Source organism: Rhodococcus sp. RS1C4, assembly GCF_002258225.1.
GTDB lineage: Bacteria > Actinomycetota > Actinomycetes > Mycobacteriales > Mycobacteriaceae > Rhodococcoides > Rhodococcoides fascians_E.
The window spans coordinates 183,929-198,465 of sequence record NZ_NOXZ01000048.1; the positions used below are offsets into that span (position 1 = coordinate 183,929).

The 14,537-nt window shown below is 65.7% G+C and carries 13 protein-coding genes; 7 read left to right on the forward strand and 6 right to left on the reverse strand.

Annotation, left to right across the window (positions count from 1 at the left end):
- Positions 1 to 27: 27 nt before the first annotated feature.
- Positions 28 to 2,301 (reverse strand): ATP-dependent DNA helicase RecG, encoded by a 2,274-nt coding sequence (gene recG, locus CH289_RS24725; RefSeq protein WP_033189932.1) that lies wholly within the window; start codon positions 2,299 to 2,301, stop codon positions 28 to 30.
- Positions 2,302 to 2,329: 28 nt separating this feature from the next.
- A complete protein-coding gene (locus CH289_RS24730; protein WP_033189933.1) occupies positions 2,330 to 4,015 on the reverse strand; it encodes a DAK2 domain-containing protein in 1,686 nt (561 codons plus the stop codon).
- A 229-nt stretch (positions 4,016 to 4,244) separates the two neighbouring features.
- On the opposite strand from CH289_RS24730, the gene rpmB reads away from it, so the two are divergent.
- Together rpmB and CH289_RS24740 are read left to right on the forward strand one after the other, a co-directional pair.
- Positions 4,245 to 4,436 (forward strand): 50S ribosomal protein L28, encoded by a 192-nt coding sequence (gene rpmB, locus CH289_RS24735; RefSeq protein WP_008717389.1) that lies wholly within the window; start codon positions 4,245 to 4,247, stop codon positions 4,434 to 4,436.
- 172 nt (positions 4,437 to 4,608) lie between these two features.
- On the forward strand, positions 4,609 to 5,397 hold the full coding sequence (locus CH289_RS24740) for an enoyl-CoA hydratase-related protein (protein ID WP_371828047.1): 789 nt from the start codon (positions 4,609 to 4,611) through the stop codon (positions 5,395 to 5,397).
- Positions 5,398 to 5,409: 12 nt separating this feature from the next.
- Here the strand turns inward: CH289_RS24740 and CH289_RS24745 are convergent, their stop codons facing one another.
- Both CH289_RS24745 and CH289_RS24750 read right to left on the reverse strand, forming a co-directional pair.
- Positions 5,410 to 6,102, reverse strand: a complete 693-nt coding sequence (locus tag CH289_RS24745) for a uracil-DNA glycosylase (protein ID WP_179276870.1) — start codon at positions 6,100 to 6,102, stop codon at positions 5,410 to 5,412.
- A gap of 49 nt (positions 6,103 to 6,151) precedes the next feature.
- Positions 6,152 to 7,267, reverse strand: a complete 1,116-nt coding sequence (locus CH289_RS24750) for a thiamine-phosphate kinase (protein WP_019664288.1) — start codon at positions 7,265 to 7,267, stop codon at positions 6,152 to 6,154.
- 47 nt (positions 7,268 to 7,314) lie between these two features.
- On the opposite strand from CH289_RS24750, the gene CH289_RS24755 reads away from it, so the two are divergent.
- Together CH289_RS24755 and CH289_RS24760 are read left to right on the forward strand one after the other, a co-directional pair.
- Complete coding sequence (locus CH289_RS24755) at positions 7,315 to 7,551, forward strand: Lrp/AsnC ligand binding domain-containing protein (protein WP_020110330.1); 237 nt, start codon at positions 7,315 to 7,317, stop codon at positions 7,549 to 7,551.
- Positions 7,552 to 7,585: 34 nt separating this feature from the next.
- Positions 7,586 to 8,179 (forward strand): DUF3515 domain-containing protein, encoded by a 594-nt coding sequence (locus CH289_RS24760; RefSeq protein ID WP_019664290.1) that lies wholly within the window; start codon positions 7,586 to 7,588, stop codon positions 8,177 to 8,179.
- 18 nt (positions 8,180 to 8,197) lie between these two features.
- On the opposite strand, the gene CH289_RS24765 is transcribed toward CH289_RS24760, so the two are convergent.
- Both CH289_RS24765 and CH289_RS24770 read right to left on the reverse strand, forming a co-directional pair.
- The gene (locus tag CH289_RS24765) at positions 8,198 to 9,304 is read right to left on the reverse strand and encodes a D-alanine--D-alanine ligase family protein (protein ID WP_026347648.1); all 1,107 of its coding nucleotides are present in this window, start codon (positions 9,302 to 9,304) and stop codon (positions 8,198 to 8,200) included.
- Positions 9,305 to 9,362: 58 nt separating this feature from the next.
- Positions 9,363 to 10,361: an NAD(P)H-dependent glycerol-3-phosphate dehydrogenase gene (locus tag CH289_RS24770; RefSeq protein WP_019664292.1), complete on the reverse strand. Its 999-nt coding sequence runs from the start codon at positions 10,359 to 10,361 to the stop codon at positions 9,363 to 9,365.
- 162 nt (positions 10,362 to 10,523) lie between these two features.
- Here CH289_RS24770 and cofC point away from each other — a divergent pair, with 162 nt between their 5' ends.
- The 3 genes from cofC to CH289_RS24785 all read left to right on the forward strand — a co-directional run bounded on the left by cofC (position 10,524) and on the right by CH289_RS24785 (position 14,411).
- Entirely contained in the window at positions 10,524 to 11,177 is a 654-nt protein-coding gene (gene cofC, locus CH289_RS24775; RefSeq protein WP_306427529.1) for a 2-phospho-L-lactate guanylyltransferase, read from the forward strand.
- A gap of 151 nt (positions 11,178 to 11,328) precedes the next feature.
- Complete coding sequence (locus tag CH289_RS24780) at positions 11,329 to 13,476, forward strand: RNA degradosome polyphosphate kinase (RefSeq protein WP_371828940.1); 2,148 nt, start codon at positions 11,329 to 11,331, stop codon at positions 13,474 to 13,476.
- A complete protein-coding gene (locus CH289_RS24785) occupies positions 13,476 to 14,411 on the forward strand; it encodes an NUDIX hydrolase (protein ID WP_094711168.1) in 936 nt (311 codons plus the stop codon). Before CH289_RS24780 ends, CH289_RS24785 begins: the two co-directional genes overlap by 1 nt.
- Positions 14,412 to 14,537: the final 126 nt, after the last annotated feature.

Here is a 14,537-nt window from a genome sequence, read left to right on the forward strand (position 1 = left end):
CTCGTACCCCTCCGATCCGGCTCCGTTTCAGGATTTGTCGAGATACTCCGCTCGGTCCGATCGCCACGCGGACTTCATCATCGACGCGATCCCGGGATGGCGTTCCAGGTCGGGATCGCCGTCGAAGATGGTGCGCGCGCAGGAGTGCGCGTCGTCGATGACGTCCTCGTCCTCGATCAGTGACAGCAAGCGCATGCTGCTGACGGTTCCGGACTGTGCCGCACCCAGGACGTCGCCTTCCTTACGAGTTGCGAGGTCGAGATTGGCCAGTTCGAATCCGTCGTTGGTCGAGGCCACGGATTGAAGACGGGAGAAGGACTGCCCGTGCGGACTGAGCTGGCTGATCATGATGCACAGACCTTGGTGGCCGCCACGCCCGATTCGGCCGCGGAGCTGATGCAACTGGCTGATCCCGAAACGGTCCGCGTCCTCGATGACCATGACCGTCGCGTTGGGGACGTCGACGCCGACTTCGACGACCGTGGTGCACACGAGAACGTCGATCTCGCCTGCATTGAATGCGGACATGGCTGCGTCCTTGTCGTCCGGGTGCATACGCCCGTGCAGAAGGCCTACTCGGAGATCGGCCAGGGGCCCGGTGCTCAGCAGCTCGTACATCTGAAGCGCCGACTTGGTCTCCGGGAGGTTCGGACCGTCCGTCATCGCGCTCCTGGTCCGTCTCTTCTCCAGCTGCTTTTCCTCGTCGTCGCCGATTCGCGAGCACACGACGTAGGCCTGCCTGCCCTGGGCGACCTCCTCACCGATGCGTTGCCATGCCCGATCGACCCACGCAGGTTTCTCTGCGGAGGAGACGACACTGCTGACGATGGGGGAACGTCCGCGCGGCAATTCGTCGAGGATCGAGGTCTCCAGGTCGCCGAGGGACGCGAGCGCGATGGTGCGCGGAATCGGCGTCGCCGTCATGACGAGCAGATGCGGACTGATGCCGTCCTTCGCCTTACCGCGCAGCGCGTCGCGTTGCTCGACGCCGAAGCGGTGCTGCTCGTCGACGACGACCATGCCGAGATCCATGAACGACACCCGGTCCTGGATCAAGGCGTGGGTTCCGATGACGATGCCCGCGTCACCGGTCACGACGTCGAGCAGCGCCTTCTTCTTCGCCGCCGTTCCCATCGACCCGGTCAGCAACGTGACCCGGGTGGCGAGGTCGTCCGCACCCAGTTCACCGGCGCCCGCGAGGGTGCCGAGCATCGAGGTGATCGAGCGCGCGTGCTGAGACGCGAGAACTTCGGTCGGAGCCAGCAGTGCGCACTGATGGCCTGCGTCGACCACCTGCAACATCGCCCGCAGCGCGACGATCGTCTTTCCCGAGCCGACTTCACCTTGCAGCAGCCGCGACATGGGGTGCCCACCGGACAGGTCGGCGGAGATCTCGCCGGCGACCTTGCGTTGACCCTCGGTGAGGGTGAAGGGCAGCCGACGCTCGAACTCGGCTGCGATCCCGTCCTCGCGTGCGACACATACCGGGGCGGTCCGGGTCGACACGTCGCGCCGCCTGGCGGCGAGTACCAATTGCACCGCCAGTGCTTCGTCGAACTTGAGGCGATCCCTGGCGTGCTTCTTCTCTTCGACCGAATCCGGAAAGTGAATCCAACGGAGCGCGGTGTCCAGGGAGACCAGACCTCGCTCGGCCAGCACGACGTCGGGAACCGGGTCCTCGACCGGGGCAAGTCTGTCGAGAACCCACCGGACGCCCCGCATGAACGTCCAACTCTCGACGTCCTTGGATGCCGCGTACAGCGGTACGAAACTGCGCTCGAAGATCGTCATGTCGACACTGCCGGAGTCGTCGACGGCGCCCCGCGCCACGCCTGCCAGCGCGCCGCCGCCGACGATGCGACCGGAGGGAACGACGGCTCCGTCCTCGTCGTCACCGCCGAGGATCACGTAACCGGGGTGCGTGAGGTTCCACTTGCGGCCGAAATACTTGACCTTTCCCGAGAACATGCCTTTTTTGCCGGGCAGCAGCACGTGCTTCAGCTTGTGCGGGCTGAAGAACGTCGCGTCGATGACCTGCCCTTCGGCGGCCAAGGACACCGCGAGGAATTGGCCTCTTCTCGCTTTCATGTCCTTCAGAACCGCGGAGGTGATGGTCGCGACGATGGTGATGTGCTCACCCTCGGGCGGCTCCTTCTCGGTGAGCTCGGCGCCCTGGGTCATGTACCGGATCGGGTAGTACCTCAGCAGATCTTCGACGGTGTGCAGGTCGAAGTGCTGGGCGAAAGGTTCGGCGACCTTCGTGCCGAGGACCGCGTCGAGGCGATCTGCCATGTCCACCATCGTCGTTACCTACCCGACCCTCTCTCGTTCACTCCACGCCCAACTGGACCACGTCGCCGGGTTGCCCTCCCGTGTAGAGCATCACCTCGACCCCGGGGTGCCGATCCGCGACATGGCGAGCGAGCACATCCACGACGTCGTGTTCTTCGTCGCCGGTGCCGGGCGCACCGCGCAGCATCGTCACCATCTCACCTCCCACCGACAGAAGTTGGTCCAGCAGTACTCGTCCGGCAGAGATCACATCTGCGCCGATCACGACGACGTCGTGTCCGACCAGACCGAGGCCGTCACCGGGCTCGCACGTCCCCACCCAGGTCAGAGACCGTTCTTCGGCAATCCTGAGCGAAGCCCACCGAGTGCCCGCTGCAGCCTCGGACATCGCGTAGGCATCGTCGACGGCCGCGCGGGCTGGATTGTGCACGGCGAGCGCGGCCAACCCCTGCACCATCGACGACGACGGCAGCATCAGGACCTCCTTCCCTGCCGTGCGGGATGCGATGGACACCGACACCAGTTCCTGGGCGGACAACGCGCCGTTCGGCAGAACCAGCACCTCGGTGTGCGGGGCTCCGACGATTGCGGCACACAGTTCCGCCGGACCCACCTCGGCGGTGTCGCAGCGCAGTACCGCGGCTCCTTCGACGCTGTACAACTCTTCCGCTCCGTCGCCTGCGACGACCGCGAGAATGTCGCGTCCGCGGACGCCTCCCGGGTGGTCACCGTCGGTTCCGTGGCTGTCGGCGTGGGAACCCCCTGCGTCGAGTACCTCGATTCGAACGTTCTGCAGTTGCCCGAACTGCAGTCCTGCCTCGACTGCGAGGCCTGCATTCGCCGTGTGCACGTGCGCGGTCCACGATCCCGCGCCGTCGCCTGCGACCACGACCGAATCGCCGAGTTCGCCGAGGGCGGTGCGCAATCTCGGCACATCGTGATCGTCCATACCGCGGATGGAATAGAGCACTTCGAAACCCAGGGCGGGCCGTGCGAGGCGATGTACGGGGACGACCGTGGCGTCGACAGCAGGTCGCACGGTTCCGAGCTCGGTTCGGTGGTATCGCCGACGCGTCACCTCGGTGCCGGTCACGATCGACGCGAGCGCGTCGAGCATCACGACGAGACCGAGTGCACCCGCGTCGACGACTCCGGCGACGTCCAGGGCAGGTAGTTGGGTGCGGGTTGCCTCCAGAGCCGACGCCGCGGCCTCCGATGCGCTCGACGCGACCGCCTCCAAGTCGCCGGGCGGGCGGGACTGCGCTGCCGTCGACGCAGCCGCGAGGACGGTCACGATGGTGCCTTCCATCGGAACGCTCACCGCTTCGAGAACCAGGTCTCCCGCACGGGCCAACGCAGCCTGCACTCCTGCGCCGTCGAGGGCACCTGCGGCGCACTGCTCGGCGACCGCCCTCAGCACCTGGGACACGATGACACCGGAGTTTCCGCGCGCCCCGGACACGGCTCCGCGGGCGAGAGCCGCGGCCGCCTCGGACAGCGTGGCGTCGGCTCCGACGGTGCGCATGCACTCGACGGCCGAGCGGACGGTGAAGACCAGGTTGGTCCCGGTGTCCGAATCGGGGATCGGGAAGACGTTGAGTTCGTTCATCTCGTCACATCGATCGCTCAGTCCGTCGACGCACCGATAGGCCCACTGCTTGATCAGGTCGACGGTGAGCTCGGTGTGCGGTCGACGAATCCGGCCGCCGGACTGCTCACCCATCTGCGCCGCTCCCCCGATTTCGCCTGCTTCGTCCCGAGCAACAGTAGACTCGAAGTACCCGCGAGTGCCGGTCAGGCACCGACGGTGGGCTGGCGGTTTGGTTAATCTGCACCGCGCCGCTATTCTTGCAGGGTTGCCCGATGAGGAGCGGCGTGTTCTTGCACGTCGAGGTTCGTCGGGCGTACGTCCCACTGTTAACGATCAATCATCTATCAAGGAGTTCGCGACTATGGCTGCCGTCTGCGACGTATGCGCCAAAGGGCCCGGCTTCGGTAAGTCGGTCTCGCACTCGCACCGACGGACCAACCGTCGTTGGAACCCGAACATCCAGACCGTTCACGCCCAGGTTGCCCCCGGTAACTCGAAGCGTATGAACGTCTGCACCTCGTGCCTGAAGGCCGGCAAGGTGGTTCGCGGCTGATTTCAGCCCCCGAGCAACGAGAGAGCCCCCGCCACCGAAATCGGTGGTGGGGGCTTTCTCGCGCGGTGAGAACTTGCGCCGAGAACGTGCACCGAGAGGACGTGGACCAACAAGTGCGGATCCACCCACCGCGATGTATGTGGACGAGCACGGCCGCGTTACAGTGCGAAGCGTGATCGAAACCGAAAGTACCGGCCACGTGGAACTACTCGACGGTGTACTGCACATCACCGTGGCGACAGACGCTGCAGGTACCTCGCTGGACGGCAACGCCATGGTTGCCGGTGCGGACGCACTGCATGCTCTCAACTCCGGTGAGCTTGCTGCGGGAAGCGTCCTTCTCGTCGGCTCCGGGAAGAATTTCTGCGCGGGTGGAAACGTCCGTGCTTTCGCTTCCGCGCCCGAACGCGGCGCGTACGTGCGCACCGTCGCCGACGCGTTCCACCGCTTCGTGCTCGAGCTCGCCGCTGCCACCGTGCCAGTCGTGGCCGGAGTCCAAGGCTGGGCAGCAGGCGCGGGTATGAGTCTGGTGTGTCACGCCGACGTGGCCATCGGCGGCCGCGCCACCAAACTTCGTCCCGCCTACCCCGGCATCGGGTTCACTCCCGACGGCGGACTGACGTGGACACTTCCTCGCATCGTCGGCCCGGCACGAGCACGCGACATTCTGCTGAACGATTCGATCCTGAACGGAGAGGAGGCAGTTCGCCTCGGCATCCTCAGCAGGCTCGTGGGTGACGACATCATCGGAAGCGAAGCCGAACGTCTTGCACGAACCCTCGCGGCCGGGCCGACCCAGGCGTTCCGCGGAACCAAGGCATTGCTTCAGAACTCGGAAACCAACACTCTCGCAGAGCAACTGGAAGCCGAAGCCGCATCGATCTCGGCTGCTGCCGACGGACCGACGGGACGAGAAGGAGTGGACGCGTTCGTGGAGAAGCGCCGCCCCGACTTCAGCTGAGGCAGAGCACCGTCACGGCAGCGCCCAGTCGATCGGCTCGTGTCCGGCTGCGTCGAGTATGTCGTTCACTCGGCTGAACGGCTTCGAGCCGAAGAAACCGCGGGAAGCGGACAGCGGAGACGGATGCACCGATTCGACGACGGGTGTGCGGCCGAGCATCGGCTTCAACGTAGCCGCATCTCGGCCCCACAGGACTGCGACCAGTCCGGCCGAGTCCTTCTTCTCCTCCCGTTCCACCAGCGCTCGTATTGCCTGCTCCGTCACAGGTTCCCAGCCCTTGCGGCGATGCGACGCCGCGGCACCCGGCTCGACCGTGAGCACACGGTTGAGCAACAACACTCCCTGATCTGCCCAGGGGGACAGATCACCACTGGTGGGAGTCGGCAGACCCAGATCTTCCGAGTACTCCTTGAAGATGTTGGCGAGACTTCGCGGTACCGGCCGAACATCCGGCGCCACCGAGAAGCTGAGCCCGACGGCATGTCCGGGCGTCGGGTACGGATCCTGGCCGACGATCAACACTCGAACGTGGTCGAAGGGTCGAGTGAAGGCCCGTAGAATCTTCTCACCGGACGGCAAGTACGAACGGCCGGCGTCCATTTCGTCTCGGAGCCACTGTCCCATGCGGGCGATGTCGTCCCGCACCGGATCGAGCGCTGCGGCCCATCCGGGGTCGACGAGGTCCTCGAGTGGCCGTGCTGTCATCGACATCTCCTGTTCTCGTGTGTCCCGCTGTGTCCTCCGTCGACGGGGGTCAGGCACCGAAGCTCGACCACCCGGCGGTGCCGGCGAACGGTACCCCGTCGACGGTGACGCGCTGAGTGGCCGAGCCGTCGGACCGTGCTGCACCGACGCGGCCGATCACCGTCCAGCCCGCCGGCACGGTAGCGGCGTCGGCGAACGTGGCCGCGAACGCGTGATCCTCACCGCCGCCGAGCACCCACGCCAATGCCGACGCTCCCAGTTCTTGTGCGGCGGAACGAAGATCGGCGCCGATGTCGAACGCGTGCGCATCCAGATCCATGGTGACCGACGACGCCACGGCGACATGCCCGAGGTCCGCGACGAGTCCGTCGGAGATGTCGGTGAGCGACGTGGCGCCGGCGAGTGCGGCCGTCCGACCCTGCTCGTAGTCGGGACTCGGCACCCGGTGTGACGACACGAGACCGTCGTGCCCCGATATCCCGGCGCGGATCACGTCCAGTCCGGCTGCCGACCGACCGAGATCGCCGACGACGGCGACGACGTCGCCGACGGATGCGCCGGACCGCAGCACAGCCGACCGACCTTCCAGATCTCCGAGCGCCGTGATGGATATCACCACATCGTTCGTTCGCACGAGATCGCCACCGATGATCGATGCACCCGCGCGCTGCGCCTCGCCCCACAACCCACGGTAGAGGCCGTCCAACACAGCCACATCGGTGTCGGACGGGCATCCGAGGGCAACGAGAAAGCCTGTGCATCGTGCGCCCATCGCTGCGATGTCGGCAGCATTCTGGGCGATGGCCTTACGTCCGACGTGCTCCGGCGAGGACCAGTCGAGCCGAAAGTGCCTGCCCTCGACCAACATGTCCGTCGCCGCGACGACTCGGCCGTCGCTCGCGGTGACGATAGCGGCATCGTCGCCCGGTCCGAGGACGGTGTATGAGGACTGCGTCCACCCGGAGGTGATGCGGTCGATGACGCCGAATTCGCCGACGTCGGCAACAGTCGAACCGGGAGCGCCGGGTTCGGTACGGGATCCGATCGTCTTCCTCTTTTCCGTCTGCGCGGAGCACGGTTCGACACTGCGGTACCTTCTTACCGACCGGTGAGCGTCCAGAACAGGACGACATGCTCCGGCCGGACAGCACGCAATGTGATTCAACCGACCTTACCTTCGGGTGCGGCGGGGACGAAAGGAAAGGGCCGACCATGGTGCACGCCTTCATCCTGGTACAGACCGAAGTGGGACGTTCGGCTCTTGTGGCGGCTGCGCTTCGCGACGTCCGCGGGGTCGAGTCCGCGGAGGCCGTTCTCGGCCCGTACGACGTCGTGGTCCGTGTCGCAGCCGAGAACGACAGCACACTCGCAGTCGTCGTCGGCGAGATCCAGAAGGCCGACGCGATCACGCGGACGCTGACCTGCCAGATCGCGGACACCCCCGCCTGAGCGCGGGCACCGCCAGGAAGTCACACTCGAAACGATGACCAGCGAACCGAATTCGATCGAACCCGCTTCCACGGACACCGATACGCCCGAGCAGCGACGCCACCCGGCCGTGATCGCGACCGCCGTCGCGCTACCGGTCGCGCTGCTGATCGGCGTGATAGTCGCGGCCGTGACCGTCTCCGGCTCGTCGACTCGTCCGCCGGAAGCATTGGGGCCGGTCGACGCCCCGTCCGCCGAGAGCGCCGACTGCACCGCGGTGCTCGATGCTCTCCCCGATTCGCTGGGCGATTACGCCCGCGCCGAGCTGGTCGATCCGGCACCGGTCGGCGCCAGGGCATGGGCACCGGACGACGACGTGTCCGAGCCGATCGTGTTGCGCTGCGGACTCCCCCGCCCGCTCGGGTTCGACGTCGCGTCGTCGTTGCAGGTGATCAACGGGGTGCAGTGGTTCGAGGTCTCCGGCGCGGACTCCGGTCTCGATGCGAGCACCTGGTACACCGTCGACCGTCCGGTGTACGTGGCGCTGACGGTTCCCGGCGGCTCCGGACCGACGCCGCTCCAGGACGCGTCGGACGCGATTTCCTCGGCCTTGCCCCAAACGCCGCTGGACCCGGCGCCCCTCGAGTGACGCGTCGGATCTCGATCGTCAGCGCAGGCCCGTTCCTCGGGCCTGCGCGGTCTCGATGAGGGTGTCGATCAGCGCCGTGTAGTCCAGCCCGGTGGCGCCCCACATCTTGGGGAACATCGATATCGACGTGAATCCGGGCATGGTGTTGATCTCGTTGATGACCGGTCCGTCGTCGGTGACGAAGAGGTCGACGCGCGCGAGTCCTTGGCAGTCGAGCGCACGGAACGAATCCACGGCGATCCGGCGGATCTCGTTACTCGTCTCCTCGGAAAGCACTGCGGGGACGTCGAATTCGCACACATCGTCGAGGTACTTGCTGTCGAAGTCGTAGAACGAGTGATCGTCGGCCGGTGCGTCCGGCAACCGGATCTCGGCGACCACACTCGCGCGCACAGTGCCGTCGGGGAATTCGAGAACTCCACATTCGACCTCGCGACCGGTGATGGCGCCTTCCACGATCACCTTCGGGTCGTGGGAGCGGGCGTGAGCGATCGCGTCGGCGAGTTGATCCCACGAGGTGATCCGCGTGATGCCGATCGACGAGCCTCCGCGGGCGGGCTTCACGAACGCAGGCAACCCGATGTAGTCGCGCTGCTCGGGAGTCGCGGTGTCGTCGCCGCGCCGCAGCACGATCTGCCGTCCGACGGGCAATCCGTCGGCCGCCAGTAGTTTCTTGGTGAATTCCTTGTCCATCCCGGCCGCACTCGCGAGCACGCCCGGGCCGACGTAGGGAACTCCGGCGAGTTCGAGGAGGCCCTGGATGGTGCCGTCCTCGCCGTAGGCGCCGTGGAGAAGTGGGAACACCACGTCGACCGACGACAGCACGGCTCCGGCGTCGTCGGCGTCGAGGGAGAGCAGGTCGCCCGCGCGCGACGGGTCCGTCGACAGAGCGAGCGCGCGGGAATTCCGGTCCACGCTCGGCAGAACCCGGCCGTGAATGGCCAGTTCTTCGAGGTCGGACGGACCGAGAACCCAGGCGCCCTCCGACGTGATCCCGACGGGCACCACGTCGTAGCGCTCCCGATCGATGTGCCGGAGGACACTTCCTGCGGAGACGCAGGACACCGCGTGCTCGTTGCTTCGTCCGCCGAACACCACGGCGACTCTGGTACGCGTTTGACTCACGGTCATCCACCGTACCGTCCGCGCATTTCAGTGCGTGGACCCTCACATGCTTTGCGCGCTATTCGGGCTTGATACGACGTCCGAGCAGATGACCGACGGCGTCGGGAACGGACAGTCCCGCATGGCAGACGCGGTGAACGGCATCGGTCAGCGGCATCTCGACGTCGTAGCTCTCGGCGAGGGCGCGCACCGACGTACACGATTTCACGCCCTCGGCTACCTGACCGTGTGCCGCCTCCTGAGCACTCTCCATCGACCCGCCCGCACCGAGCCGCTCACCGAAGGTGCGGTTCCGCGACAGAGTCGACGAGCACGTCGCGACGAGATCGCCGACGCCCGCGAGCCCGGCGAGGGTTGCGGGTTTCGCGCCCAGCGCGGTTCCGAGTCTGATGATCTCCGCAAGGCCCCTCGTCATGATCGACGCGAGCGTGTTCTCGCCGTACCCGACTCCGCTGGCCATGCCACAGGCGAGTGCGATGACGTTCTTGCATGCCCCACCGATTTCGCATCCGATCACGTCGGTATTGGTGTAAGGGCGGAAATAACCTGTGGCACATGCCTTCTGAACTTCGAGGGCGCGGCGCGAATCGGAGCATGCGATGACGGTTGCCGCGGGTTGACCCTCCGCGATGGGGCGCGCGAGGTTCGGCCCGGACAGCGATGCGATACGGCTCGGATCCGCTCCCGTGACCTGAGCGATGACCTGGCTCATCCGCAGGAGAGTGCCGGTCTCGATCCCCTTGGCCAACGAGAGCAACGTGGCCTGCGCGGGTATCGCGTCCGTCCAGTCCTGGAGATTGGCGCGCAACGACTGCGACGGAACTGCGAGAACGACGATGTCGGCGCCGTCGAGTGCACGCGCGGGATCACTGGTGGCAGTGATGTTCTCGGGAAGCCTGATGTCGGGGAGGTAGTCGGAGTTGACGTGTTCGGACGCGATCGTGTCCGCGAGTTCGGACCGCCTCGCCCACATCGTCACGTCGGTTCCGGCGTCCGCCAGCACCTTCGCGTATGCGGTCCCCCAAGACCCTGAACCGAGTACCGCTGCTCTCGTCATCGCTGGCCACCTTCTTGATCCGTTTCGGAACGTCTCGATCACACTCGTGCGGCCCGCGCGCGCCGCCGCCTCACACTAACGTCCGGTCGTTGCCCGCGTAGTTCGATCGCGCCGGAGAGGTCGAACGGCCTCGCTGCCGGTGACGCTGGCAGGATCGAGGTCATGAGTAGCGCGCACGTGGTGATTGCAGTCAAGGATCTGGCCGCAGCCAAGACCCGCTTGGCCGATGCATTCGCCGACGCCGACCGCGCCCGTCTGGTCGTTGCGATGTTTCGAGACACCGTCGTCGCAGCCCGGGCAGTCGATCAGGTCGCTGCCGTCACCGTGGTCACTCCCGATCCATCCATCGCCGACGCCGCCCGGAGTCTCGGCGCCCGGGTCGTCGGTGAACCGTGCGATCAGGATCCGCTCGATTCGGTGGCACGACTCAACTCCGCGTTCGAGGCTGCCGCTTCCCTGGTGCGTCAGGAGGGGAAGGACGACATCATCGCCCTGCAGGCCGATCTGCCGGCCTTGCGCACGTCCGAACTCGCCGAGGCGTACATGATGTCCTCGGGTCATTCCCGGTCGGTGGTCAGCGACCACCACGGCACGGGAACCGCCGTGTTGATCGTCGACGGTGCCGCGACCGATTTCAGTCCGCTCTTCGGCCCGGCGTCCGCGAAGCGACATCTGGAATCGGGTGCTTTCGATCTGACCGGGGTGTGGCCGGGGCTTCGACTCGATGTCGACACGATCGACGACGTCCGGGCCGCGCACCGACTCGGTGTCGGTCCTGCGACCGGTGAGGTACTGCGTTCGCTCGGCTGGAACTAGATTCGTCGGCCGCTCGTTCCTTCCACGAGATTCGCCGATCCGAGTTTCACCCGACACCGCAATAGGGGATGATCGAGCCGTGAGCAACAGCGAAACCGAGACCGACGCAGCCTCCCCGTCAGGGCAACCATCCGGTACCGAGGAGCGCCCGGTGGTTCCACCGCCGGCGACCTCGCCCTCGGGCAGCCCGGCGGCGTTGCCCGCAGCCACCGAGCCGCATGCCCCGAACGCCAAGGATTCGCTTCCCGAGAACCGTTACCTGAACCGCGAATTGAGTTGGCTGGACTTCAATTCGCGTGTTCTCGCTCTCGCCGAGGATTCGTCGCTCCCGTTGCTGGAACGCGCGAAGTTCCTGGCGATCTTCGCATCGAATCTGGACGAGTTCTACATGGTTCGTGTTGCGGGGCTCAAGCGTCGCGACGAAACGGGCTTGTCCGTCCGTTCCGCCGACGGCCTCACTCCTCGCGAGCAACTGGCTCTCATCGGCGAACGCACTCAGGAGTTGGCGCGCCGACACGCGCGTGTCCTTCTCGATTCGATCCTGCCGGAGCTCACCTCGGTGGGGATCGAGATCATCCGCTGGTCCGACCTCGACGCGGACGAGCGTGAACGCCTGTCCACATACTTCCACGAGCAGGTCTTCCCCGTCCTCACACCGCTGGCCGTCGACCCGGCGCACCCGTTCCCCTACATCAGCGGGCTCAGCCTCAATCTGGCTGTCACGGTGAAGGATTACGCAACGTCGGGTGAACACTTCGCGCGCGTCAAGGTCCCCGACAACGTGGACCGCTTCGTTCGCGTCCGACGCGGTGACGGCGGCCAGAGCGTGGACGCCTTCCTGTCCATGGAAGAGGTCATCTCCGCTCACCTCGACGTTCTCTTCCCGGGCATGGACGTGGTGGAGAGTCACGCGTTCCGCATCACGCGCAACGCGGATTTCGAGGTCGAGGAAGATCGCGACGAGGATCTGCTCCAAGCATTGGAACGCGAGCTGGCTCGTCGTCGGTTCGGCTCACCGGTGCGCCTCGAGATCGCCGACGACATGACCGAGCACATGCTCGAACTCCTGCTGCGTGAACTCGACGTCGACCCCGGCGACGTGATTCAGGTGCCGGGCCTGCTCGACCTGTCCTGCCTGTGGCAGGTGTACGGCGTGGATCGGCCCAACCTGAAGGACGCACCGTTCGTTCCGGCGACGCACCCCGCCTTCGGCGAGCGCGAGACTCCGAAGAGCGTGTTCTCCACGCTGCGCGACGGCGACGTGCTGGTGCATCACCCGTACGATTCCTTCTCCACGAGCGTTCAGCGCTTCATCGAGCAGGCCGCGGCCGACCCTCAGGTCCTGGCGATCAAGCAGACTCTGTATCGCACGTCCGGTGATTCACCGATCGTCAACGCTCTGGTCGACGCCGCGGGTGCGGGCAAGCAGGTCGTCGCGCTGGTGGAGATCAAGGCCCGATTCGACGAGCAGGCGAACATCGAATGGGCACGCAAACTCGAGAAAGCGGGCGTCCATGTCGTCTACGGTCTCGTCGGCCTGAAGACACACTGCAAGACGTGCCTCGTGGTGCGGCGCGAAGGCTCGGTCATTCGTCGCTACTGCCACATCGGAACCGGAAACTACAATCCGAAGACTGCCCGGATCTACGAGGACGTCGGCTTGTTGACCTCTTCCCCGGAGATCGGCGCCGACCTGACGGATCTGTTCAATTCGTTGACCGGCTACTCGCGGAAGACCAGTTACCGCAACCTTCTCGTCGCACCGTACGGGGTTCGCCGTGGAATCATCGAGCGAATCGAAGCGGAGGTGGAGCACCACCGCAACGGACGTGACTCCGGAATCAGGCTGAAGGCCAACGCCTTGGTCGACGAGCAGGTGATCGACGCGTTGTATCGAGCATCGGCAGCCGGTGTCCCCGTGCACGTCGTCGTCCGAGGGATCTGCGCGTTGAAGCCGGGAGTACCGGGGCTCAGCGAGAACATCGAGGTCCGTTCCATTCTCGGTCGATTCCTCGAACACTCGCGTGTCCTGCATTTCCGGGGTTCCGACGAATTCTGGATCGGCAGTGCGGACATGATGCACCGCAATCTCGATCGACGGGTGGAAGTGATGGCTCAGGTGAAGGATCCACGCCTCACCGGTCAGCTGAACGAGATCTTCGAATCGGCTCTCGACCCGACGACACGATGCTGGATCCTCCGCCCCGACGGCGGATGGGCAGCGTCACCAGCACAGGGCGAGACCGTCCGCGAGCACCAGGTGGAATCCATGCGACGCCGGCGGAATCAAGGCTCCTGATGTCGGGTTCCGACAACTCGTTGCGCGCCAACATCTTCGCTGCGGGCGCGGTTCTGTGGCGTCACACACCCAACCGCGCCGGCGAGATCTCCGTCGCACTGGTCCACCGTCCCAAGTACGACGACTGGTCGTTCCCCAAGGGCAAGCTCGACCCGGGTGAGACGACGGTCGGCGCGGCGGTGCGAGAAGTGGCGGAGGAGACCGGATTCGACGTACGCCTCGGTCGCTACCTCTCTAAGGTCACCTACCCCATTCCCGGCCACCGCAAGTTGAAGAAGGTGGACTACTGGGCGGCCGAAGCCATCGGAGGCGAGTTCGAACCGAACTCCGAGGTCGACGAACTTCGCTGGGTCACCCCGTCCGACGCGGCGGACCAGTTGTCGTACCCGATGGATCACAAGATCCTTCGTCGTTTCCTCAAGCAGCCGGCGGACACCGACACCGTGCTGCTGGTTCGTCATGCCAAGGCCGGTCGACGATCACGATATCGAGGAGACGATGCACTTCGCCCCCTCGATGCCGTCGGAGAGACACAGGCTGCGGCGCTCGTGCCGTTGTTGTCCGCGTTCGGGGCCGACAAATTCCACGCCGCGAATCGTCGGCGCTGTGTATCGACGATTCAAGCCTCGGCGGACGAGAAGGGAGAGCAGATAACCCTCGAACCGCTGCTGTCCGAGGAGGGCTACTGGGCCGAGTTGCACGATGCTCGTCGCCGCGCGGTCGCCATCTCCGCTCTCGGTGGCGTCCGCACCATCTGCAGCCAAGGGAAAGTCATCCCGGATCTGCTGCAGTGGTGGGCGGACAAGGACGGTGTCGCACTACCGCCCAACCGTAATCGCAAGGGCAGTGTGTGGGTTCTGTCGTTCCACGACGGCACGATGATCGCCGCGGATCACCTTGCGAGTCCGCTGCCGGTCATTCCCGCGGACGGTTGATGTTCGCCGACAGTTGATGTTCGCCGACGGTTGATGTTCGCCGACGGTCGACAGAGCGCACGACGAGGGCCCCGGACGTGTCGTACGTCCGGGGCCCTTACCGATCCGCGAGAGTACTGCTGTGCG

Coding starts and splice junctions, on each gene's coding strand:
- recG (WP_033189932.1), bottom strand. CDS start 2,301: ATGGTGGACATGGCAGATCGCCTCGACGCGGTCCTCGGCACGAAGGTC.
- CH289_RS24730 (WP_033189933.1), bottom strand. CDS start 4,015: ATGGGTGAGCAGTCCGGCGGCCGGATTCGTCGACCGCACACCGAGCTC.
- rpmB (WP_008717389.1), top strand. CDS start 4,245: ATGGCTGCCGTCTGCGACGTATGCGCCAAAGGGCCCGGCTTCGGTAAG.
- CH289_RS24745 (WP_179276870.1), bottom strand. CDS start 6,102: ATGACAGCACGGCCACTCGAGGACCTCGTCGACCCCGGATGGGCCGCA.
- CH289_RS24755 (WP_020110330.1), top strand. CDS start 7,315: ATGGTGCACGCCTTCATCCTGGTACAGACCGAAGTGGGACGTTCGGCT.
- CH289_RS24760 (WP_019664290.1), top strand. CDS start 7,586: ATGACCAGCGAACCGAATTCGATCGAACCCGCTTCCACGGACACCGAT.
- CH289_RS24770 (WP_019664292.1), bottom strand. CDS start 10,361: ATGACGAGAGCAGCGGTACTCGGTTCAGGGTCTTGGGGGACCGCATAC.
- cofC (WP_306427529.1), top strand. CDS start 10,524: ATGAGTAGCGCGCACGTGGTGATTGCAGTCAAGGATCTGGCCGCAGCC.
- CH289_RS24785 (WP_094711168.1), top strand. CDS start 13,476: ATGTCGGGTTCCGACAACTCGTTGCGCGCCAACATCTTCGCTGCGGGC.